The sequence below is a fragment of the Caproicibacterium argilliputei genome, assembly GCF_029211325.2.
In the GTDB taxonomy this organism is placed as follows: Bacteria; Bacillota; Clostridia; order Oscillospirales; family Acutalibacteraceae; genus Caproicibacterium; species Caproicibacterium argilliputei.
This window is the reverse complement of record NZ_CP135996.1, coordinates 2411161-2433001: the sequence shown is the minus strand read 5'-3', so window position 1 is coordinate 2433001 and position 21841 is coordinate 2411161. Positions and strand designations below refer to the sequence as shown.

The window sequence follows — 21841 nt, the reverse complement described above, 5'->3', positions numbered from 1 at the left end:
ATCCGGAAAAGGGCGTGCCAAAAGGTTTTGACAACGAAAAAACGGCTGCTACAAGCCCTTTTCGTACAACAGAAAGTTAGTTAAGCCATAGGCGCCAAGCCCCAGGTCTGCGTCGCCGATGTACCGATAGCCGCAGGCTTTGTAAAGCCTGACGGCGGGCAGGTTCTTGTCAGATACATCCAGACGGATGGCGCGCACGGACTGCGCCTGTGCAAGTTTCTCCGCACAGGCAAGCATCTGCCTGCCAAGCCCGGCTTTCTGAAAGGCGGGGTGTACGGCAAATGTGCGCAGAATGAAAACCTGCGCGTCCGGTGCGGGCACCTGCCACTTGGCGTCGGCAAAGGCCGGCTCCGGCGTGTGGTCTAGAATCATGGTACCGGCAGTCTTGCCCTGCATTTCGGCAACATAAAGCGTGCCGCTGCGAATGCCCGCTTCCGCGTCCCGGCGCGCGGGGTAAGCACCCTGTTCCCAGCCGGGGTAGTTGACGGTGCGCTGCAGCCAGCCGGTCACTTCCCAGTACAGGGAGTTGACCGCGTCCAGGTCGGCTTCGGTTCCTTTTCGGAAGTCCATTGCGATGATTCCTTTCTAATCCATAAAAAAGCAGCGCCCGCAGGGCATTTTACTCTGCTCAGGTGCTGCTTTCATGTGTTTATTCTACCGTGACGGATTTTGCGAGGTTGCGTGGTTTATCCACGTCACAGCCGCGCAAAACGGCAATGTGGTAAGCCAGAAGCTGCAGCGGTACAATGGCCGCCATCGGCGCAAGGACATCGTGCACATTCGGTACACGCAGGACGTTTGCCGCCAGGTCGGCTTCCACGTTGGCGTCCTTACCGCAGACCAGCATCACATCCGCACCGCGCGCTTTGACTTCTTCCAAATTGCTGACGGTTTTCGGGTACAGCGCCGGTTGGGTTGCGACTGCAATGACCGGCGTGCCCTGTTCAATCAGCGAAATGGTGCCGTGCTTCAGCTCACCGGCGGCGTAGGCTTCGCAGTGAATGTAGGAAACCTCCTTGAGCTTCAGCGAGCTTTCCATGCACAGCGTGTAGTCCACGCCGCGTCCGATGAAGAACACGTGCTGGGCGTCTTTCAGCTTTTGTGCGCATTCCAGCACGGCAGGTTCGCTTTCCACAGCCTCCTGAATCTTTTCCGGAATCTCCAGAAGCTCTTTGCAGAGCGCGCTTTCTTCCTTGGCAGAAAGTGTTTCGTGCAGGCTGGCAAGCTTCACTGCGACCAGATACAGCACTGCGAGCTGAACCAGGTACGCCTTGGTGCTTGCCACGGCAATTTCCGGCCCGGCCCAGGTGTACAGCACATCATCTGCCTCGCGGGCGATGGAGGAGCCGGGCACATTGACGATTGCCAGCGTGCGGATGCCGTGCTCCTTGGCAAGGCGCAGTGCCGCCAAGGTGTCTGCGGTTTCACCGGACTGCGAAATGAGTACGACCAGGTCGTTTTTTCCCAGAATCGGGTTGCGGTAGCGGAATTCGGACGCGATGTCCACTTCCACCGGAACGCGCGCCAGCGACTCAATGGCATAGCGGCCAACCAGACCGGCGTGCATGGCGGTGCCGCACGCCACAATATGGATGCGCTCCGTTTTGGCAAGCGCTTCGTCTGGCAGACCGGAAATGTTTAGCTCAATATGGCCGTTCCGGATGCGCGGCGAAAGGCAGCGGCGCACAGCGTCCGGCTCCTCATGGATTTCTTTGAGCATAAAGTGCGGGTAACCGCCCTTTTCCGCCGTACCGGCGTCCCAGTCCGCAGTACGCACTTCCTTAACAATCGGCTTGCCGTCCAAACCGAACATTTCCACGCCATCCTTGCGGATTACGGCGATCTCGCCCGGCTCGGGCAGCAGGTAGCGCTTGGTGTGCTGCAGCAGAACAGTCATGTCAGAGGCAATGAAGTTTTCGCCGCTGCCAAGGCCGACCACCAGCGGGCTGTCACGCCGAACCGCGTAAAGCGTTTCCGGTTGGTCGTCAAACAGGATGCCCAGCGCATAGGAACCCTCCACGGCCTCCACCGTTTTTGCGATGGCGGCAATGGGATTTCCTGTGTAGAAGTGGTTCAGCGTGGCGGCTGCGACTTCTGTGTCGGTGTCGCTGTGAAAGATGACCCCCTCGGCAAGACGTTCGGCCTTGAGCTGCATATAGTTCTCAATAATGCCGTTGTGCACTAAGGTCACATGGCCGCAGCGGTGCGGGTGGGCATTGGCGTCGCTCGGCTCGCCGTGGGTGGCCCAGCGGGTGTGGCCGATGCCGCAGTTACCAAAGGGACGCTCGCCGGCGTTGATTTTGTCCTGCAGGCACTGCAGCCGTCCGCGTGACTTGACAATGGAAATACCGTTTTTTCCGCTGACCGCAATCCCCGCGGAATCATAGCCGCGGTACTCCAGTCTGCGAAGACCGTCCAGCAGAATGCCGACGGAGTCCTCCTTGCCTACATAGCCAATAATTCCACACATATTCAGTTTTAATCCTTTCCGTGCATACATGAATTTACGGAAACGGCGGCGATTTTGCCGCGATTCTCCACGGGGTGCTGTCACCCGCATCGCGCTTTGTACGCCGCCTTACGACTGCCCGTTTTGCAGCCGGAAGTGCATCCGCCGAAACCTTCGATCACACTTCACCTCGTCACGCAGGGGATGCTCTCACAGGGGGCAAAGGCCAACCGGGGCCTGCCCGCATCCGCGCGTCTGGCGCTTCTTAAAAATTTACAAATTGACCGGTGGTGCACATCCCTCCCATCCAATGATGTACCCTATTATACACAGAACGTGCGTGTTTCGTCAACACAAATTTGCCCGCGCAGCGCTTTGCCACTTTCTGCGTTCGCGCGCTTGCGCCGTGCGTCGGAACGTGTTATAATTGCGTTATAAATATCACAAAGTTACAAACAACCATCTTTCCGTTGTCAGGAGGCGCGGCTTCTATGTTCTGCACACAAAAGATTACTGAAGATATCGACTGGGTCGGCGGCAGCGACCGGCGGCTTGCTCTGTTTGAAAATCTGTTTCCGCTGCCGGACGGCATGAGTTACAATGCCTATCTGGTAAAAGATCAAAAAACTGCGCTGATGGATACGGCGGATGCCTCTGTCTCCGCGCAGTTCCTGGAGAATGTGGAGCACGCGCTGGGCGGGCGCACCCTGGATTATCTGGTTGCCAACCACATGGAGCCGGACCACTGCGCGATGCTTGCGGATATTGTGCGCCGCTGGCCGCAGGTAAAGCTGGTTGGCAACAAAAAGACCTTTCAGCTGATTCGCCAATTCTTCGATTTCCCACTGGATGCTGCCAGATGCGTGGAGGTCAAGGAGGGCGATACCCTGGAACTGGGCCGCCACAAGCTCCGGTTTCTGATGACACCGATGGTGCACTGGCCAGAGGTCATGATGACCTATGATGAAACGGACAAAGCCCTGTTCTGCGCGGATGCATTCGGAACCTTCGGCGCGTTTCATGGCCCCATTTTTGCGGACGAGCTGGACTTTCCGCATTGCTATCTGGATGAAGCACGCCGTTACTACGCCAACATTGTTGGCAAATACGGCCCGCAGGTGCAGATGGCGCTGAAAAAAACGAAGACGCTGCAGATTGAGCGGCTGTGCAGCCTGCACGGCCCTGTCTGGCGCAAGGACATCGGCTGGTTCCTGCAGAAGTATGACCTTTGGAGCCGCTATGAACCGGAAGAGCAGGGTGTGTTGGTTGCGTACGGTTCCATGTACGGTCACACCGCTAACATGGCGGAACTGCTGGCCTCGATGCTGGCGGAAAAAGGCGTGACGCATATTCATATGTATGACGTATCCAAAACGGACAAGTCCTACATCATTTCGGATGCTTTCCGTTTCAGCAACTTGGTCTTTGCCGCACCGACTTACAATAACGGCCTTTACCTGCCCATGGAAACGCTGCTGCAGGACATGGCGGCGCTGAATCTGCAAAACCGCCGCTGCACCCTGCTGGGCAATGGCAGCTGGGCGCCGGTTTCCGCAAAAAAGATGCAGGAACAGTTGGCCACAATGAAAGCTATGCAGCAGGTCGGTGAGCCGCTGCAAATTCGCTCCTCCCTGAAAAAAGAGCAGGTACCGCAGCTGGAAGCATTGGCGCAGGCCGTTGCGGATTCCATGCGGAATGCATAAGGATTCCACCTTTTAACAAATAGAGTATTTTGTGCCCCCCGGACTTGGAAAAACGACAAGTTCGGGGGCGCTTTTTATGCTCTTTTTATGAATTGTGTTGTCCCTAAAAGTACGGGAAAAAGTTTCTTTCTGAAAAAACGGAAGCTTCCGGAAAAAACGATTGACATTCTTAAAGTTAGATAATATACTGTGTTACACGAATCAAACTTAAGACAGATTCTTAAGTTTCCTTAAAATGTCAAACGACTTTTTGCCGGACAGCTTGTTCGGCTGGAAATCAGGGAGGCGCTTTTTATGAAACGCACGAAAATCTGTAAATCGATGCTGCACCGGATGGTATGTGCGGCGGTCGCCTGTACGGTGGCGGTGTCCTTTACTGCCGCAGTTTTTGCAGACACAGCCACAGAGCAGCAGGTGGTGCTCCATCCGGCAGAGAACCCCTCTGTGTCCGGCTTGACTGCCCAGCAGCTCGCAGAAGGACTCGGCCGCGCGCGGCAGTACGGTGTTGTTGCGGATACGCTGGAAAACGACACGGACTTTGAAACCAATGTTGCGGTCAATACATTGACCGGCAGCAACGGGGAGCTTGGAAATACGCACGATATGACCCTGCCTGCGGCTGCCACGCTGACCGTGCATACCACCGCCCCAGCGGGCAGCTATCTGTTCGGTGTTTTTACAGACACGCAGGGCAAACAGCAGGTCGGTGATGCGATTACCGTCACAACGGATACAGCAGGAAACGGCACCGCGGCTGTACAGAACCTAACCGCTGGACAGACCTATGCGGTGATGCCGCTGCAGAACGGCAAGCCGGATACCGCGCACGCAAAGGCGGTGGTCATTCCACAGACAGCAGACAGCCTGGCAAGCGGCGCTGTCAGTTATGTGGGGAGCGTCCAGTCTGCAGTCGGTGCGCTGACTCTGAAAAGTGTCGGCGGTGCGCCAAGCCAAGTTGTGTTTGGGCAAGGGAATACCTTGAGCGGAAGCGGCGGTCAGCGCGCACTGCAGACAGCCGACGGAAAAGCTTATACGGTCAACTTAAACAACGGTACAGTTTCTGTGGATGATGGCACGCAGAATCCGGATGTCAATGGAATGCTTAGCAGTCTTTCTGCTTTTGCCGGACAGCTGAGCGGTCAGCCGCAGAATTTGACAGAGGACGCATCGGTTAAGGTGCTTCAGCTTTCTTCGGCAGACGGCAGCGCCGAAAGTCTAAAAAATGCGGTTGCGCAGGCACTGGGATATTCCGATTCGAACAAAGTGCAGAACGACGGAATTTCTCTGGATGCACAGCAGTATTTGGTTCTGAATGTGCAGACTTCCGCACAGACGGTTTCCCTGCCGGAAGTGAAAATCGGCGGTGTGAATCCCGGTGATAACTGGAATTCGATTTCTAGTCGCGTGATCTGGAACCTTGGCACATACAGTGGAACCGTGCATACTGCCGCAAATGCGGGCACGCTGGGCACGCTGCTGGCGCCGGACGCAACGGTGGCTGCGGATGGTTCCTCCATGAACGGTCCCGTCTATGCAAAGACGGTTCTGCATACCAGTGGCGGAGAAATTCACCGCATTCCGTTTCAGGTGTCCAATACAGCAGACGTTTTCTTTGTAGGAAAAACGGAGGAAGTGCCTGTCTCCTCAGGGAGCAGCTCCTTTGAGACACCGAGCCAGGAAAGCAGCACCCCGGCAAGCAACGGCACCGGGAGCATTCCGAGTGACTCGGCACAGAGCAGTTCCTCTGAAACGCCGAGCCAGGAAAGCAGCACCCCGGCAAGCAACGGCACCGGGAGCATTCCGAGTGACCCGGCACAAAGCAGTTCCTCCGAAACGCCGAGCCAGGAAAGCAGCACCCCGGCAAGCAACGGCACCGGGAGCATTCCGAGTAGTTCCACACAGAGCAGTTCCTCCGAAACACCGAGCCAGGAAAGCAGCACCCCGGCAAGCAACGGCACCGGGAGCGTTCCGAGTAGTTCTACACAGAGCAGTTCCTCCGAAACACCGAGCCAGGAAAGCAGCACCCCGACCGGCAACGGCACCGGGAGCGTTCCGAGTAGTTCCACACAGAGCAGCTCCTCCGAAACACCGAGCCAGGAAAGCAGCACCCCAGCAAGCAACGGCACCGGGAGCATTCCGAGCAGTTCGTCAGAGAGCAGCTCCTCTGAAACACCGAGCCAGGAAAGCAGCACCCCGACCGGCACCGGCACCGGGAGCATTCCGAGCAGTTCGTCAGAGAGCAGCTCCTCTGAAACACCGAGCCAGGAAAGCAGCACCCCGACCGGCAACGGCGCGGGAACACTTTCTTCTGAAACAGCAAGCACAGGTTCGGACAGCCCGAGCGCTACCGTGGAAACAGCGCACAAACTGCCCCAGACCGGTACAGATATCGTTCCGGTGTTGGTGTCCGTAGCAGGCGGCAGTGCGGTCATGCTGTACGGCGTTTTGGAACTTCTCCGCAGCCGGGGCAGAAAAAAACATGAATAAGCACAGAAAGCATGGCTTCGTTTTTCTGGCGGTTGGGTTTGTAATTTTTTTGACCGGTGTTGTCCTGTGGGGAAAGAATCTGCAGACCGCACAGGCGGCAGGCGAGCGTGCTGACCGGCTGCTGTCCCAAGTGGAGCAGACCATCGCCACCCAGCCGGCATCAGCGTCCTCTGCGGCGCCGGCTCTCCAGAGCCAGTCGGTCAAAGCCAAAAGTGCTTCTGCCGTGCCAGCTTTCACGCTGCCGGAGCGGGCGGGCAGCATCGGTATTTTGCGGATTCCATCACTGGAATTGACGCTGCCGGTGCAGGCACAGTACAGCGCGGCGGCGCTGCAAACTTCACCAAGCCGCTACACCGGCGAGCATGGGGAGATTTCCCGCTTTGTCATTTGTGGGCACAGCTACCGCAGGCATTTCGGTACCCTGCAGCTGCTGCAGACCGGCGCCGCTGTTTCCTTTACAAATATGGACGGGACGGTTTTCTCCTATCATGTTTCTGAAGTAACCGAGATTGCTCCTGATGATATTTCTGCCCTGCAAAGCGGCGACTGGGATTTGTCGCTGTTTACCTGTAGCCCAACGGGCAAGAAACGCATTTTGGTTCGTTGTCAGTTGGATCGTTAAAAAAAGATTCCCGCCCTGCAGTGAAGCAGGGCGGGAATCTTTTTTGGGGAATGGCTTAGAACTGCGGGGCAAAGCGCTTCAAAAAGCGCATCAGATTGTCCATGGTCAAAAAAAGGTCGGCGCGGCTGCGCTGCTTGGCAAGGCGGAAGGGCACAGCTGTGCGGTTAATGCTGAACACGGCAGATACACCGGCGTCATACGCCTGCGCGGTGGTGCCCTCGATGTCACCGACAACGGCAATCAGCGGAATGCCGGCGCGCTTGGTGCGGCGTGCAACGCCGGAAATTACCTTTCCTCCGAGCGACTGGCTGTCCAGCTTTCCTTCGCCAGTAAAGACCAGATCTGTGCCGTGCAGCAGTTCGTCAAAGCGGATGGTGTCCAGAAACGTTTCAATTCCGCTTTGCAGCGGACTGCCAAAGAAAGCAACCATGCCGCCGCCCATGCCGCCAGCGGCGCCTGCGCCCGGCAGCGAGAGAATATCGACTTTGCAGTCCCTTTGCAGAACTTCCGCCAAGTGGTGCAGCCCACGATCCAGCAGGCCGACAACCTCCGCATTTGCGCCCTTTTGCGGAGCGAAGACGGCAGCGGCACCGTTCTTGCCGCACAACGGATTGGTCACGTCGCACATGGCGCAGATTTGCACGCCCTCTGTTTTTTTATGCAGTGCGGAAAGGTCGATTTTTGCAATTTGTCCGAGGGTTTCTCCGACCGGAACAAAAGGGGTGCCGTCTGCTTTTTGAAAAACAGCCCCCATCGCCGCGGCGGCACCGCAGCCGCCGTCATTGGTAGCGCTGCCGCCGAGTGTCAGGATGATTTTCCGGCACCCCTGTGCAATCGCGTGCTGCAGCATCTGTCCAACCCCAAAGGTGGTGGCCTGCTCCACGCATTTTCGATTTCCGGTTTGCGGCAGTCCGGCGGCAGCCGCCATTTCAATGACAGCGGTTCGGTCAGGCAGAATCCCGTAAAACGCGGGTAGTTCTTCAAAAAACGGGCCTTTTACCGAAAGGGAAACTTTTTGACCGCCGAGTGCCTGCAGGAACGCGTCCACCGTACCTTCGCCGCCGTCTGCTGCGGGCACAGCGCAGATTTCCGCCTGCGGAAAGTGCATCTGTACGGCACGCTGCATGATGGCGCAGACCTCAGCGGCAGGAATGTTTCCCTTAAATGAGTCAGGAATCAGAATACATTTTTTCATGGTATAGCTTCTTTCAGAAAAGTTTCGGCTGTGCGGGCACAAACGGCGGGGTTTCAGCCTGCGCAGGGCTTTGCCCCCATGTTTATTTTCCGAAAACAGTCAGATACTAGCAGGAAAAGGGGGAGAACAACATGGAAGTCGGAAAGCTGATTTTATCTTCACTTTTGTCGGTTGTCGTTTTGTTTATTTTGGGGAAGCTGATGGGACATAAACAGATTGCCCAGTTGGATTTCTTCGATTACATTACCGGCATTACCATTGGCTCCATTGCGGCGGAATTGGCAACAGAACTGGAAAACCCATGGCAGCCGCTGCTTGCCATGCTGGTATACGGGCTTTTGTCAGTCGGTCTGAGCGTGCTGGAGGACAAGGTTCCGCGTATCCGGCAGTATACAAACGGAGTGCCTGCGGTGATTATGGATCACGGAAAGCTGAACCGCCAAAATATGAAAAAGGCTAAGCTGGATCTCAGCGAATTTTTGGTCTTGTGCCGGCAGGCGGGATACTTTGACCTGAACGACATTCAGACGGCAATTTTTGAGTACAACGGTTCGCTGACCATTCTGCCGGTTTCTACGCAGCGACCGACAACACCGGCGGATTGGAACCTTTCGCCGCAGCAGGAAACGTACTTTACGGAAATCATTCTGGACGGTCGTGTGCAGGGGCGGCAGCTGAAAAAGCTGGGCCTTTCGCAGACGTGGCTGGAGGAGCAGCTGCAGGCACAAGGGTACCACAGCGCCGCGGAAGTGTATTTGGGTTTGTGTGACAAAAATAACGCGGTGCAATTTTATACGGCCAAATAAGAGCGACAGTGCAAAATCGTCACACAAGGCAGAGCACATCCATTCTTACCGCAAATTATACCGCAAAGCACACAGAATTTCAAATGAAGCAAAATCGGCGATTTTACAGGCCGCCTGCCCGCTTGAGCAGCAGCAAGTCGGCGGTTGTCAAAACCGGAACGGTGTCAGCCGAAACGTAGCCGGCAGGCGCGGTCATATCGGCAGCCAGCGCCGCCAAACCGGTCAGCGGTTCGCTGCCCGCCACGCAGTTTCGCAGCGCTTGGTAGGAAGCTTTGTCCGGGCGGCCGCTGCCGCACAGGTCGCCGGGAATCACCAGCTGGAAGCGCCGGATAGTTCCATCGTGTATCTCCTGCACGATGTCGCCGGTGGTCAAAGAGCCGGTGGAAATGGGAACGCCTTTGGCGGTGGTGAACTGAAACTGCTCTTGTCGGCTGGAAGTTCTGCTGCGAGTGGTCAGAAAAAGCTGCTCAAATTCCGCCACCGTGACGGGGTCGCTGCAGCGATAAATTTCGGTAGGTTCCGCAGTGCTTTCGGGTGCGGAGGGATTGTTTGCACTGGAATCCGCCTGCGGCAAAGACGCCGCGTCGGAGGACTCTGCTTCGGATGCCAAAGAGGGCAGGGAGGAGGCGCTTTCGGCAGCAGAAGAGGGGCTGGCAGAAGCCGGCGGGGTGTCCGGTTCGATAGAGGAACCGCTGCTCTCCTGTGAAGTTTCGGCAGACGGTTCGGGAACGGCGGTTGTGCTGTTCCAGATAGCTGTCGAAGCGTCAGCGGCGGCGCAATGCGTGCCGGTTTCGTCTCCCTGCACTAGGTAAAAGCACTCTGTGCCTTGCGCGGTGCGGACGTGCAGATACAGGTCAAACGTTGCCGGGTCAATACCGGCTTCCCAGACAGAAGGGTCCAGTTCCTTTGGCAGAGGGGTGCTGGTTGGCACAGCTTTGGGGTCAGCGGGGTCGTAAAAACCGCCATAGAGGCCGTCGCTGCGCTGTAGCAGCAGGCAGAGGGTGCCCAAGGTATCTTCCCGGCAGGCGGCCAGCAGGCTGCCGTCAAACACGGCGGTCTGACCGCCGCTTCCCTGCAGTGTCGTGCAGCCTTCGGTGACAGAAAGTGTCCATGTGCTGCCGAGGCACCAGGTCTGCGTTGCAGTGCCAGCTCTGCTGGGAATGCAGAGCACAGCCGCAGTGCTGATGATGAGTGCTAGCAGCAGAACCGCGGGGCGGAAAAGCCGCTTTGATGGTAAGCAATGGGACAGTTTAGGCATGACTGATCGTTCCGTCCTTTGATGAATTTTCAAGCCCTTTCAGTGTAATTCCAGGGAATTTCCATGTAAAGCGGTACGTGAACAACTTTCACGCTTTCGACGGCGAACCGGCACCAAAAAACCGACACCTTTTTCAGAAAAAAATCCTTGACACTATGCGGAAACCTCCCTATAATGTTCTATATGCGACTGTACGATATAAAACAGAATTGGAAAAGGAGGGACTCCATGGACAGAATGCGCATTGGGTATGAGCTCCGCACCTTGGACCATCTCATCAAGCGCTATTTCGATTATTCTTCCAATCGCAGCAAGATTGAGTCGGCAACCGGCAATAACGGTAGCATCATTGCCTTCATCGGCGAGTGTCAGGACAGCGGCTGCGAGGTGTTTCAGCGGGATTTGGAGCGGCACTTTGAAATCACGCGCTCCACAGTTTCCAGCGTCATCACCCTGATGGAGCAGAAGGGACTGCTGCAGCGGGTGCCGGTGCAGTGGGACGCAAGGCTGAAAAAGATTATCTTGACACCGAAAGCGGAAAGTCTGAAAGCTGTGATGCGCGACGACTCGATTCAGATGAACCGAATTTTGACCAAAGGCTTTACAGACGAAGAACTCGATACGCTGTATACTTATATACAGCGTATGAAAAAAAACATCGCCGGGCAGCAGTGACACGGCACAACTGAAAATGAATTTGGGTGGTATATCATTGATTAAGAGATTGCTTGGCAGTTTGCGGGAGTACAAAAAAGATACGCTCCTGACACCTGCTTTTGTGGCGGTGGAGTCGGTGCTTGAAATTGTAATTCCGACTTTAATGGCCTATCTGATTGATTACGGCATTAACCGAAAGGACATGGCATATGTGCTGAAGATGGGCGGTGCGCTGGTGCTCTGCGCGGTGATTTCCCTGACATTTGGCATTATTTCAGGAAAAACGGCGGCAAATGCCTCCGCCGGCTTTGCGAAGAATCTGCGGCACGATATGTATTATAATGTACAGAAATTTTCCTTTTCCAATATCGATAAGTTTTCAACCGCGAGCATCGTCACGCGCCTGACCACAGACATCACCAATGTGCAGAACGCGTTCATGATGCTGATTCGTATGGCAATTCGCGCGCCGATTATCATGGTGTGTGCGCTGATTATGTCGTTTCACGTCAGCCACAGCATTTCGGTGATTTTCCTGGTGATTATTCCGGTGCTGGGTTTCGGGCTGTTTTACATAGCGGCCTATGTGCATCCGATTTTTGAGCGTGTTTTCCGCACGTACGACCATCTGAACAATGTGGTGCAGGAAAACCTGCACGGCATCCGTGTGGTCAAGTCCTTTACACGCGAGGCGCACGAGCAAACAAAGTTTGAAAAGATTTCGCTGAAGATTTATCAGGACTTTTCCAAGGCAGAGGGCATTCTGGCGTTTAATATGCCGATGATGCAGTTCTGCATTTACACAGCCATGATTCTGATTTCCTGGATGAGCGCGCAGGCCATCGTTGCCAGCGGCAACAATCCGGCTGTTGGTCTGACCACCGGCGACCTGACCAGCCTCATTACGTACACCATGCAGATTCTTATGAGTCTGATGATGCTTTCGATGGTGTTCGTCATGATTATCGTTTCCCGTGCTTCTATGGAGCGTATTACGGAGGTTTTGCAGGAAAAGAGCACACTCGACAGCAAAGAGAATCCGGTGCGCGAGGTAAGGGATGGCTCTGTGGTTTTTGAAAACGTACAGTTTTCTTACTCCAGAAAAGCGGAAAAACCAGTGCTGCAAAATGTAAATTTCCGGGTGAACTCCGGCGAAACCATCGGCATCATCGGCGGCACCGGCTCCTCCAAATCCAGCCTGGTGCAGCTGATTCCGCGCCTGTACGACGTAACCGCGGGGCACGTGCTGGTGGGCGGCGTGGATGTGCGTGATTACGACCTTGAAGCGCTGCGCAATGCGGTTGCCATGGTGTTGCAGAAAAACATCCTTTTCTCGGGCACGATTAAGGAGAATCTGCGCTGGGGCAACAAGGAAGCAACAGAGGAACAGCTGGTTAACGTTTGCAAGCTGGCACAGGCGGATGACTTCATCAATGAATTCCCCGACAAGTACGATACGTACATCGACCAGGGCGGCACCAACGTCTCCGGCGGGCAGAAGCAGCGCCTCTGCATTGCACGTGCCCTGCTGAAGAAGCCGAAGATTCTGATTTTGGACGATTCCACCAGCGCGGTGGATACCAAAACAGACGCCTTGATTCGGCGTGCGTTTCAGCAGGAGATTCCGGACACGACCAAGTTCATTATTGCCCAGCGGATTTCTTCCGTACAGGATGCCGATAAAGTCCTGGTGCTGGACGACGGTGTCGTGACAGCTTTCGGCAGCCATGAGGAGCTGCTGAAAACATCGGATATTTACCGCGAGGCCTATGAATCGCAGATGAAGGGGGGCGCTGTGGATGAATAAGCAAGTATCCGGCAAAAAAGGTTTGCCCATGGGCTCTATCAAACCGGGCACCATCAAGCGCCTGCTCAAGTATATGGGGCAGTACCGCGCGCAGATGATTCTGGTTTTTGTGTGCATCATCATCAGCGCGGCGGTCAACGCGGCGTCTTCGCTGTTCCTGAAAACGCTGATTGACAGCTACATCATGCCGCTGGTCGGCACCAAAAATGCGAACTTTTCCGGGCTGTTCCATGTGCTGCTGATGATGGGTACGCTGTACCTGACCGGTGTGGTGGCGACGCTGATTTACAACAGGGTCATGGTCGTGGTAGAGCAAGGTACGCTGAAGCATATTCGGGACGAGATGTTCGAGCATATGCAGACGCTGCCGCTCAAGTACTTCGACACACATACGCACGGCGACGTGATGAGCTACTATACAAACGATACAGACACCCTGCGCCAGATGATTTCCCAGAGTCTGCCGCAGATGATTTCTTCGGTCATGTCCATTCTGGCGGTGTTTGTTTCCATGCTTTCGCTCAGCATTGGTCTGACAGTGTTTGTGGTTATTTTCGCATTCCTGCTGCTGCGCGCCATTAAGGGAATTGTGGGAAAGAGCAGTTCGTACTTCGTGCGCCAGCAGGACGACCTGGGCGCATTGGACGGCTTCATTGAAGAAATGATTAACGGACAGAAGGTCATCAAGGTCTTCTGCCATGAAGAAGAAGCAGAAAAGGCGTTTGACAAGCGCAACGAAGCGCTCTGCGAAAGCGCCGCAAAGGCCAATACCTTCTCCAATATCACCATGCCGGTTGTCAACAACATGGGGTACCTGCTGTATGTTCTGCTGGCCATTGTCGGCGGCGCGGCGGGCATCGCCGGTGTGCACAACCTGTACCTTGGCGGAGTCAATGTGCTGACCATCGGCACTATTGTTGCGTTCCTGACCCTTTCCAGAGGGTTCATCATGCCGATGGGGCAGGTTTCCATGCAGCTCAACATGGTCGTTATGGCGCTGGCGGGCGCTTCCCGTATCTTCGCCTTTTTGGATGAGAAGAGCGAAACGGACGACGGCTACGTAACCCTGGTGAACGCCAAGAAAGAAAACGGAAAGATCGTTGAGTGCGAGCAGCGCACCGATGTTTGGGCGTGGAAGCATCCGCACCAGGACGGCACGCTGACGTACACCCCGATGCAGGGCAAAATTATTTTTGACGATGTGGACTTCGGGTATGAGGAAAACAAAATCGTCCTGCACAACATCTCGCTGTACGCAAAGCCGGGGCAGAAGGTGGCGCTGGTCGGCGCAACCGGCGCCGGCAAAACGACTATTACCAATCTGATCAACCGATTTTATGACATTGCAGACGGCAAAATCCGCTACGATGACATTAATATCAACAAAATCTGCAAGCCGGATTTACGCCGTTCGCTCGGCGTGGTGCTGCAGGATGTAAACCTCTTTACCGGTACGGTGATGGAAAACATCCGCTACGGGAAACTGGATGCCACAGACGAGGAATGCGTCGCAGCGGCAAAGCTTGCCAATGCGGACGGCTTTATCCGGATGCTGCCGGACGGTTACCAGACAGTGCTGGAAGGGGACGGCGGCGGTCTTTCACAGGGGCAGCGGCAGCTTATCTCCATCGCGCGCGCTGCGGCGGCGGACCCGCCGGTCATGATTCTGGACGAGGCGACTTCTTCCATTGACACACGCACGGAAGCCATTGTGCAGAAAGGCATGGATGCGCTGATGCAGGGCCGCACCGTGTTTGTCATTGCCCACCGGCTTTCTACGGTGCGCAACGCAGACGCAATCATGGTTTTGGACCACGGCCGCATCATTGAGCGCGGCAGCCATGAGCAGCTTATTGAAAAGAAAGGCCGGTACTATCAGCTTTATACCGGCGCATTTGAACTGGAGTAAACAGATCGTACAGGAGGAAATCAAATGGCGGTTTTTCAAGGAACGTTTCATTCTTTTGCACTGTCCAAGCGCACCAATGTGGACGTGCTGCTTCCAACCGACGCGGAGCCGTGGATGCGCCGGGATAACGAACATTACAACCGGCCGATGAAAACGCTGTATCTGCTGCACGGTTACTCGGACTGCAGCAAGGACTGGCTGCTCAAAACGGATATTGCCCAGATTGCCGACCGGTACAATCTGGCAGTGGTCATGCCCAACGGTGACAATAGTTTTTATCTGGACCGTCCGGCGACCGGTTATGCTTACTGCCGCTTCGTGGGGGAGGAACTGCCGGACTTTATGGAGCGCACGTTTGGCCTTTCCCGCAAAAAAGAGGACGTCTTTATCGGCGGCGCTTCCATGGGCGGCTTCGGTGCGGAGCATACCGCGCTGATGTATCCGGAGCAGTTTTGCAAGGCGCTTCTATTTTCTCCGGCAGTGCTGATTGACCAGCTTGCCGAGATTACCGAAGACGGCGAGGGCACCGGCATTGCCAACTACGCGTATTACTTGACTACATTCGGTGACCTGAGCCGGGCAAAGGGCAGCGACGCGGACCCGGCGTACCTTATCAAGAAGCTGAAGCAGGAGGGTAAGGACTGGATTCCGTTCTACCTGACAGTCGGCAGGGATGATTTCCTGATTCAAAATGTGCACCGTTTGCGCGACTTCCTGACGGAGGAGCACTATCCGTTTGTGTATCAGGAAGAGGATGGCAACCACGACTGGTACTATTGGAACCGGCACTTAGAGGAAGCTATCCGCTGGATGCTGGACTGCGGCGAGCAGAAATAAAAGACGGGCAGAGAAAGCGCCTTTCGGCGGTCGTTCTCTGCCCGCTTTTTCTGTCTGTGCGGCAGTCATGAGGCGGTGGTCAGCGGCTGGACGGCAAGTCTGGCGATTGCGTCCTCCACAGTCAGGCCGGAGCGCTGCAGGGCTGCCTGCAGTTCTGCCAGCTTTTGTGCTTCAATCTTGTTGAGCAGTTCCTGTTTCTGACCGGTCAGTTCTTCAATTTTTTCGTCCAGCTTTGCTTTTCTAGCGTTCAGTTCATTCAAATCGCCGTCAAGTTCCTCGATGCGTTCTTCCAGCGTTTTTGCTTTTTTCCTTGGCATAAAAATCCCCCAATTTCAGGCTGCTTTGTTTTTCCTACAAAAACAGAATTGGCAAAAGGAAGCGGAAATATGCATTTGCAGCGGGCAAAAGCCGTGTCCGGGCACATAGTTTATCGGTAAAAAAGCAGACGCTTGGCGTAGGCATTGCGGTACTGCGAGGGGGTCAGCCCGGTGTCCTGCTTAAAGGCGCGCAGAAACGTGCGGCAGTCCTTGTAACCGAGTTTAGCCGCGATTTCCGCAACAGTGTTGTTAGTGTCACACAGCAGGTACTTGGCCTCTTCCAGCTTCTGCTGGGTAATGTATGCCTTGAGGGAAATGCCCGCGGCAGAGTGAAACAGTGCGGAAAGGTACCGGCGGTTGTAGCCGAAATGCGCGGCAATGGCGGAAACCCGCAGGTCAGTGCTGCTGTGCCACTTCACATAATCCTGTATATCGTAGAAAATCTGTTTCTGTCGGCGGGTCAGCGCGGCGGTTCGTGTGCTTTCCGCAAACTGACAGTGCAACTCGCACAGTACGCTGGAGCACAGGTAGCTGTTTTGCAGCGGATTGCCGTAGCTGCGCGCGTCATCCTGCAGGTGCTTCATCAGGACGATGAGTTTGTCCGGATTTTCTGCCCTTCCGGTCAGTGGAATACAGACGGTGTTGTCGGTCGGCGCTTCGGGAAAGGCGTCCGTGGTGACAGTCTGTACCGGCTCGGCACAGCTGAAGTGCAGCCAATAAAAGGCGCACAGGCTGCTTTTGAAGCCGAACTGCCTTTGAAACGGCGCACAAAGCAGAAACGCCCCTTCCCCAACAGCGTACTGCCGGTCTTCCAGCTGCAGATATGCCGTGCCCTGCGTTACGACAATCAGCTCATAGTCCGTGAGCCGCCGGTGAAAATGCTGCCAGTCTGCCGAAGGTGCCTGAAATTTTCCTGTCATGTGGTATTGCAGCGGCTTGTTCAGTGGAACCATATAGTATATCATGTGACCTTTTATCACCTTTTCAAAACTTCCGCTATTTTTTTGCGCAGCGGGATTTGTTAGACTGTTAGAAAAGCGAACACAGACACTTAAAGGAGGAGTTGCCATGATTCAGCCCTTTGCAATGGCAGATGTCACGGTACGGAATGTGTACTTTCAAAATGCGTTTCAGAAAGAAGAAGCTTATCTGTTGTCCCTGGACAGCGACCGGCTGCTGGCGTGCTTTCGGGAAACCCGCGGGCTGCCACCGAAGGCGGAAAATTACACCGGCTGGGAGGATACCGAGATTCGCGGCCATACACTGGGGCACTATCTGACCGCAATGGCGCAGGTTTATGCTACTAACGGGAATGCGAAGGTGCTGGAACGCCTGCGTTACCTGATGGCGGAGCTTGCGCAGTGCCAGTTTCCCAGCGGGTACCTTTCCGCGTTTCCGGAGGAATTTTTTGACCGGGTAGAGGCTTCCAAACCGGTGTGGGTTCCCTGGTATACCATGCACAAAATCCTGGCGGGCATTCTGTCCGTATATGAGCTGGCAGGTCTGCCGGAGGCGCTGCAGATTGCGTCTGCTTTGGGCGACTGGGTGTGCGAACGTACCGCCCGTTGGAGCGCGCAGGTGCAGGCCAATGTGCTGGCGGTGGAGTACGGCGGCATGAACGACTGTATGTACGAGCTGTACCTGCAGAAAAAGGAGGAGCGCTACGCGCAGGCGGCGCACCGCTTTGATGAACTGGCGCTGTTCCAGCCGATTCATGACGGCGTGGATATTCTCAATAACCGTCATGCGAACACGACTATTCCGAAGTTTTTGGGCGCGCTCAACCGCTATCGCGCCTTGGGCGAAAGTGAACGGTTCTATCTGGAGACCTGCGAGGCGTTTTGGGAGATGGTGGTGCGGCACCACAGTTACGTGACCGGCGGCAACAGCGAAGCGGAGCATTTCGGGGAATCGGATGTGCTGGACGCGGAGCGCACCGCGCAGAATTGTGAAACGTGCAACACGTACAATATGCTCAAGCTTTCGCGCCTGCTGTTCCAGCTGACCGGCAAAAAGAAGTACGCGGATTTTTATGAGCGTACCCTGCTGAACGCCATTCTGCCGTCGCAGAACCCCGAAACCGGCATGACCATGTACTTTCAGCCGATGGCGACCGGCTATTTTAAGGTTTACAGTCGACCATACACGGACTTCTGGTGCTGCACCGGCACCGGCATGGAGAATTTCTCCAAGCTGAACGACAGTCTGTACTTCCACACAGACGACCGCTTGTTTGTGAACCTATACCTGGCTTCTCGCGTCCGGTGGGAAGAAAAGGGCATTACGCTGGAGCAGACGGGCGAAATCCCCCTTTCGGATACGGCATCCTTTACGGTGCGCACAGAAAAAGCAGTTCCTTTTGTGTTGTGTCTGCGTGTTCCAAATTGGGCGGAGCAGCTGGAGCTGCGCGTGAACCATGTTCCCGCGGCGGTGCGGGAAGAGAACGGGTACCTGGTGCTTGACCGCATCTGGAACAACGGTGATACGGTTTCCGTGCAGTTCCAAATGGCACCACAGTGTGTGTCCCTGCCGGACAATCCGAACAGTGTGGCTTTCACATTCGGGCCGCTGGTGCTCAGCGCGGGCATGGGTACCGAAAAGATGGAGGAGTCCAACACCGGCATTCAGGTGCGCGTTGCCAGTAAGCATATTATCGCAAAAGATTATATACTCTGCAAGGGGGAAAGCGCGGAAAGTTGGAAAGCACACGTCCGTGAGAAGCTGACGCGCACGCCGGGCACGCTGGAGTTCCACCTGCAGGACTCGCCGCTGGTGTTTTCGCCCTACTTCCGCCAGTACGACCAGCGTTACGGTATTTACTGGACGCTGTTGGAGGAGGGTTCACCGGCGTTTGTCAAGCATTTGGCGGCACAGCGGTACGCGGCAGCAGTGGAGGAAGCTACGTTGGACAGCGTGCAGATCGGCAACGACCAGTACGAGCTTTCGCACGCTGTCAAAGGCAGCGAAACTGAGGCCGGCAACCGCGAGGGATACCATTACCGCATGGCGAAACCGGGCGGATGGTTCAGCTATCGGCTGCAGGCGGACGGCGCCGCCTGCCTGCAGTTCCAGTACACAGCGGGGCGCTGCAAAACGGCTTTTGATGTGTTTGTGGAGGATACGCTGCTGCTGCACGAACCGGTCGAAAAGAGCCGCCCCGGGCAGCCGGTGACACGCACCTGCGCTCTGCCGGAAAGTCTGCGCGGCAAGACAAGCATTACAGTGAAGTTTGCCGCCTGCGCACAGGAGGAAAGTGCGTGGATTGTCAATACCCTGCGCGTGATGACCGACACCGTACCGAAAGCATAAGCGCACAAAAAACGGACTGCAGTCTGTGGAAACACAGCTGCGGCCCGTTTTTTAAGAGGAAAAGGTTCAAAGGTTATTTCTGCGCTTTGCAGCAGATCCAGTTTTGGTCTTCTTCTAAATAAATGCTGACTCTGGAAAATCCGGCAGCGTGCAGCAGCTTTTTTACCTGCTCCGGCGTAAAAAGCCGCAGGTTGCCGTCCTGCTTGAGGGCAGCGTTTCGTTCTGCAAACGCAGGGTCCTCGTAAGCTTCATTGACAATCAGAAAGGTGCCGCCCGGTTTCAGCACATGAAAGACCTGCCCGAAGCACTTCAAAAGGTCGGGCCAGAAGTAGGTGGTTTCCACAGCGGTGACTTTGTCAAACGTACCTCTGAGAAAGGGCAGGTCGTCCGCATCTGCTTTCAAAATGGAAACCTTGCCCGCGCGCACGGCTTCCCGATTGTGTGCCGTGGCATACAGAATGGATTCTTCGGCGTGGTCGATTCCATACACAGCGCCGCGGCTTGCCGCTTTTGCCAGCCGCGCGACGGTGCGCCCGCCGCCGCAGCCGATGTCCAGAATGGTGTCGTCCGGCTTGATTTTGATTTTCCCAAGCCCCCAGGTGGTCAGGCGGTAGTGCTTTTCGTTCATCAGGGCCAGAATCTCACGGCCTGTTTTTCCCTGCGGACTGCGGTACTGTTCATAAGGCTTTCGTTCGACTTCTTCCACAATACAGACTCCTTTCTTGAGGAAAACGACAGCAGAGAAATGATTAGTGATAACTAACCAAATTCAGTGTACTTCGCTTTCGCGGGGTTGTCAAGGGTGAACGTAAAGAAAGTTCTGTGCAAAATTTTTTCTTGACAAGGGGCGCGGAGATGTGATAAACTGGCATTGGTTAGCTGATACTAACCAATGAATCAACAAATTAAACCCTTGTGTAAAGAAAAAACGGGGGCATTCTGTGCTGCCCTCCGAAACGTGAAACAGGCCCTATAGTTAGCTATAGCTAACTTAAAAAAGGAGGTTTTTCATTGAGCGTTGTGATTGTCGGCGGCTATGACTACATGGAGCCGCAGTACCGCAGAATTTGCGAGCAGTACGGCTGCAAGGCCAAGATGTTCAGCTGGATGAAGGGGGAGTTGAAGCGGAAGATCGGTTCGCCGGATTTAATCGTCCTCTTTACCGGCACGGTTTCGCACAAAATGGCGCGCTGCGCGCGGGACTCCGCAAAACACTGCCACGCAGCGTTCGAGCAGTGTCACTGCAGTAGTTTGCAGTCCCTGCGGCGGATTTTAGAGCAGCACTGTGCCTGCGCGGATGGAGGAGAAGCGGATGGAAAATCTGCTTGAGCGCGCACTGGTGGAATTTTGTGCGCCCGCGCTGGCGGGCGTGAAGCCCGCCAATTTGTTTTCCTGCCGCAGCCACAACGTTCGGCAAGTCAAGCGGGAAGCCCGGCAGTGGAACCGCAGGCTTCGCCCGTTTGGGCTTTCTGTTGCGGTTTTGCGCGTCCGTCGCGCTGAGGGAAGCAGCTTAATTTATGTGTATCGTCCGGCGCAGCTGCAGGCAATTCTGTCGGACAGCGCCGTGCAAGCGTTCCTGCAGACACGCGGTTACGCTGCCGGCGGCGATATATTGTGCCAGCTGCGCCGCCTTTCCGAGCGCCTGCGGGCGGCACAGGAGTTTCCACATGAAGTGGGTGTCTTTTTGGGCTATCCGCTTCGGGATGTCATTGGCTTTGTGCAGAACCGCGGGGCGCACTGCACCTGCTGCGGTACCTGGAAATGCTACGGGGATGCACGCGAGGCGCAGCGCTACTTTGCACGCTGTGAAAAGTGTCGGGAGATTTATCGTGCAATGTTCCGGCAGGGTACGCCGGTTTTGCGGCTCGTTGTGGCCGCTTAATCTGATAAATGGTTCCAACTACTTAACGAAAGGACTTGAGATTCGATGAAGAAAACAGCTGTCGTATATTGGAGCGGAACAGGCAATACGGAAACCATGGCAAACTTGGTTTTGGAGGGGATTTCCGCGGCAGGCGGACAGGGCAGCCTGTTTCCGGCAGGGGATTTTTCCGCTGAGCAGGCAAAAACATTTGAGGCTTTTGCGCTGGGGTGCCCTTCGATGGGAACCGAACAACTGGAGGAGTCTGAATTTGAACCGCTCTATGAGGAACTGAAACCGTTGCTTTCCGGCAAACCGGTGGTGCTGTTCGGCTCTTACGGTTGGGGCGACGGCGAGTGGATGCGCAATTGGGCAGAAGACTGCGAATCCGCCGGTGCCAACCTTGTGGCTGAACCGGTGACAGCCAACGGCGCACCTGACACGGACGCTTCCGAAGCCTGCAAGGCACTGGGACAGGCGGTTGCCAAAGCCTGACAACGTATCATTCTCTAATTCTTTTTTGATTTTCCTGCATCCTGTTTTCCTTCTTTTAGCGGGCATACAAAGCGCTCTGTGCGGTGCTTTGTATGCCCGCTTTTGGCAGCCAACTGTGAAAAAACGTGC

General features: G+C 55.4%; 19 protein-coding genes. 12 read left to right on the top strand and 7 right to left on the bottom strand.

Annotated elements, in window-relative coordinates:
- Positions 1 to 48: 48 nt before the first annotated feature.
- Together PXC00_RS11690 and glmS are read right to left on the bottom strand one after the other, a co-directional pair.
- Positions 49 to 570, bottom strand: coding sequence for a GNAT family N-acetyltransferase (locus PXC00_RS11690; protein WP_275846726.1), 522 nt, complete (start codon positions 568 to 570; stop codon positions 49 to 51).
- Between the two features lie 79 nt (positions 571 to 649).
- Positions 650 to 2470 carry a glutamine--fructose-6-phosphate transaminase (isomerizing) gene (glmS, locus tag PXC00_RS11685; RefSeq protein ID WP_275846731.1) on the bottom strand — a complete coding sequence of 607 codons (1821 nt, stop codon included), beginning with the start codon at positions 2468 to 2470 and terminating at the stop codon, positions 650 to 652.
- A gap of 470 nt (positions 2471 to 2940) precedes the next feature.
- On the opposite strand from glmS, the gene PXC00_RS11680 reads away from it, so the two are divergent.
- From PXC00_RS11680 to PXC00_RS11670, 3 genes are all read left to right on the top strand, one after another.
- The gene (locus PXC00_RS11680) at positions 2941 to 4152 is read left to right on the top strand and encodes an FprA family A-type flavoprotein (protein ID WP_275846725.1); all 1212 of its coding nucleotides are present in this window, start codon (positions 2941 to 2943) and stop codon (positions 4150 to 4152) included.
- A gap of 294 nt (positions 4153 to 4446) precedes the next feature.
- A complete protein-coding gene (locus PXC00_RS11675; RefSeq protein ID WP_316934987.1) occupies positions 4447 to 6639 on the top strand; it encodes a collagen-binding domain-containing protein in 2193 nt (730 codons plus the stop codon).
- Positions 6632 to 7261 (top strand): sortase, encoded by a 630-nt coding sequence (locus PXC00_RS11670; protein WP_275846722.1) that lies wholly within the window; start codon positions 6632 to 6634, stop codon positions 7259 to 7261. The genes PXC00_RS11675 and PXC00_RS11670 overlap by 8 nt, the downstream gene beginning before the upstream one ends.
- Before the next feature lie 55 nt (positions 7262 to 7316).
- On the opposite strand, the gene PXC00_RS11665 is transcribed toward PXC00_RS11670, so the two are convergent.
- Complete coding sequence (locus PXC00_RS11665; protein ID WP_275846721.1) at positions 7317 to 8456, bottom strand: glycerate kinase family protein; 1140 nt, start codon at positions 8454 to 8456, stop codon at positions 7317 to 7319.
- 131 nt (positions 8457 to 8587) lie between these two features.
- On the opposite strand from PXC00_RS11665, the gene PXC00_RS11660 reads away from it, so the two are divergent.
- Positions 8588 to 9262 carry a DUF421 domain-containing protein gene (locus tag PXC00_RS11660; protein ID WP_275846720.1) on the top strand — a complete coding sequence of 225 codons (675 nt, stop codon included), beginning with the start codon at positions 8588 to 8590 and terminating at the stop codon, positions 9260 to 9262.
- Between the two features lie 103 nt (positions 9263 to 9365).
- Here the strand turns inward: PXC00_RS11660 and PXC00_RS11655 are convergent, their stop codons facing one another.
- Positions 9366 to 10520, bottom strand: a complete 1155-nt coding sequence (locus PXC00_RS11655; protein ID WP_275846719.1) for a hypothetical protein — start codon at positions 10518 to 10520, stop codon at positions 9366 to 9368.
- Positions 10521 to 10748: 228 nt separating this feature from the next.
- Between PXC00_RS11655 and PXC00_RS11650 the strand changes: the two genes are divergently transcribed.
- From PXC00_RS11650 to PXC00_RS11635, 4 genes are read left to right on the top strand one after another with little or no spacing between them, the layout of a single operon-like run.
- A complete protein-coding gene (locus PXC00_RS11650) occupies positions 10749 to 11195 on the top strand; it encodes a MarR family winged helix-turn-helix transcriptional regulator (protein WP_275846718.1) in 447 nt (148 codons plus the stop codon).
- 37 nt (positions 11196 to 11232) lie between these two features.
- The gene (locus tag PXC00_RS11645) at positions 11233 to 12984 is read left to right on the top strand and encodes an ABC transporter ATP-binding protein (protein ID WP_275846717.1); all 1752 of its coding nucleotides are present in this window, start codon (positions 11233 to 11235) and stop codon (positions 12982 to 12984) included.
- Positions 12977 to 14893, top strand: coding sequence for an ABC transporter ATP-binding protein (locus tag PXC00_RS11640; RefSeq protein WP_275846716.1), 1917 nt, complete (start codon positions 12977 to 12979; stop codon positions 14891 to 14893). The genes PXC00_RS11645 and PXC00_RS11640 overlap by 8 nt, the downstream gene beginning before the upstream one ends.
- Positions 14894 to 14917: 24 nt before the next feature.
- On the top strand, positions 14918 to 15730 hold the full coding sequence (locus PXC00_RS11635) for an alpha/beta hydrolase (RefSeq protein WP_316934986.1): 813 nt from the start codon (positions 14918 to 14920) through the stop codon (positions 15728 to 15730).
- A gap of 65 nt (positions 15731 to 15795) precedes the next feature.
- On the opposite strand, the gene PXC00_RS11630 is transcribed toward PXC00_RS11635, so the two are convergent.
- Positions 15796 to 16047, bottom strand: a complete 252-nt coding sequence (locus PXC00_RS11630; protein ID WP_316934985.1) for a hypothetical protein — start codon at positions 16045 to 16047, stop codon at positions 15796 to 15798.
- 110 nt (positions 16048 to 16157) lie between these two features.
- Complete coding sequence (locus PXC00_RS11625; RefSeq protein ID WP_316934984.1) at positions 16158 to 17012, bottom strand: AraC family transcriptional regulator; 855 nt, start codon at positions 17010 to 17012, stop codon at positions 16158 to 16160.
- 103 nt (positions 17013 to 17115) lie between these two features.
- On the opposite strand from PXC00_RS11625, the gene PXC00_RS11620 reads away from it, so the two are divergent.
- A complete protein-coding gene (locus PXC00_RS11620; RefSeq protein ID WP_275846892.1) occupies positions 17116 to 19356 on the top strand; it encodes a beta-L-arabinofuranosidase domain-containing protein in 2241 nt (746 codons plus the stop codon).
- Positions 19357 to 19429: 73 nt separating this feature from the next.
- Here PXC00_RS11620 and PXC00_RS11615 read toward each other — a convergent pair whose 3' ends face one another.
- Positions 19430 to 20062 (bottom strand): class I SAM-dependent methyltransferase, encoded by a 633-nt coding sequence (locus tag PXC00_RS11615; RefSeq protein ID WP_275846894.1) that lies wholly within the window; start codon positions 20060 to 20062, stop codon positions 19430 to 19432.
- A gap of 314 nt (positions 20063 to 20376) precedes the next feature.
- Here PXC00_RS11615 and PXC00_RS11610 point away from each other — a divergent pair, with 314 nt between their 5' ends.
- The 3 genes from PXC00_RS11610 to PXC00_RS11600 are packed head-to-tail and all read left to right on the top strand — an operon-like array spanning position 20377 to position 21712.
- Positions 20377 to 20685 (top strand): DUF2325 domain-containing protein, encoded by a 309-nt coding sequence (locus PXC00_RS11610; protein ID WP_407654338.1) that lies wholly within the window; start codon positions 20377 to 20379, stop codon positions 20683 to 20685.
- Positions 20669 to 21238, top strand: coding sequence for a DUF3793 family protein (locus PXC00_RS11605; protein WP_275846897.1), 570 nt, complete (start codon positions 20669 to 20671; stop codon positions 21236 to 21238). Before PXC00_RS11610 ends, PXC00_RS11605 begins: the two co-directional genes overlap by 17 nt.
- A 45-nt stretch (positions 21239 to 21283) precedes the next feature.
- Positions 21284 to 21712: a flavodoxin gene (locus PXC00_RS11600; RefSeq protein ID WP_275846899.1), complete on the top strand. Its 429-nt coding sequence runs from the start codon at positions 21284 to 21286 to the stop codon at positions 21710 to 21712.
- The last annotated feature ends 129 nt before the right edge of the window (positions 21713 to 21841 follow it).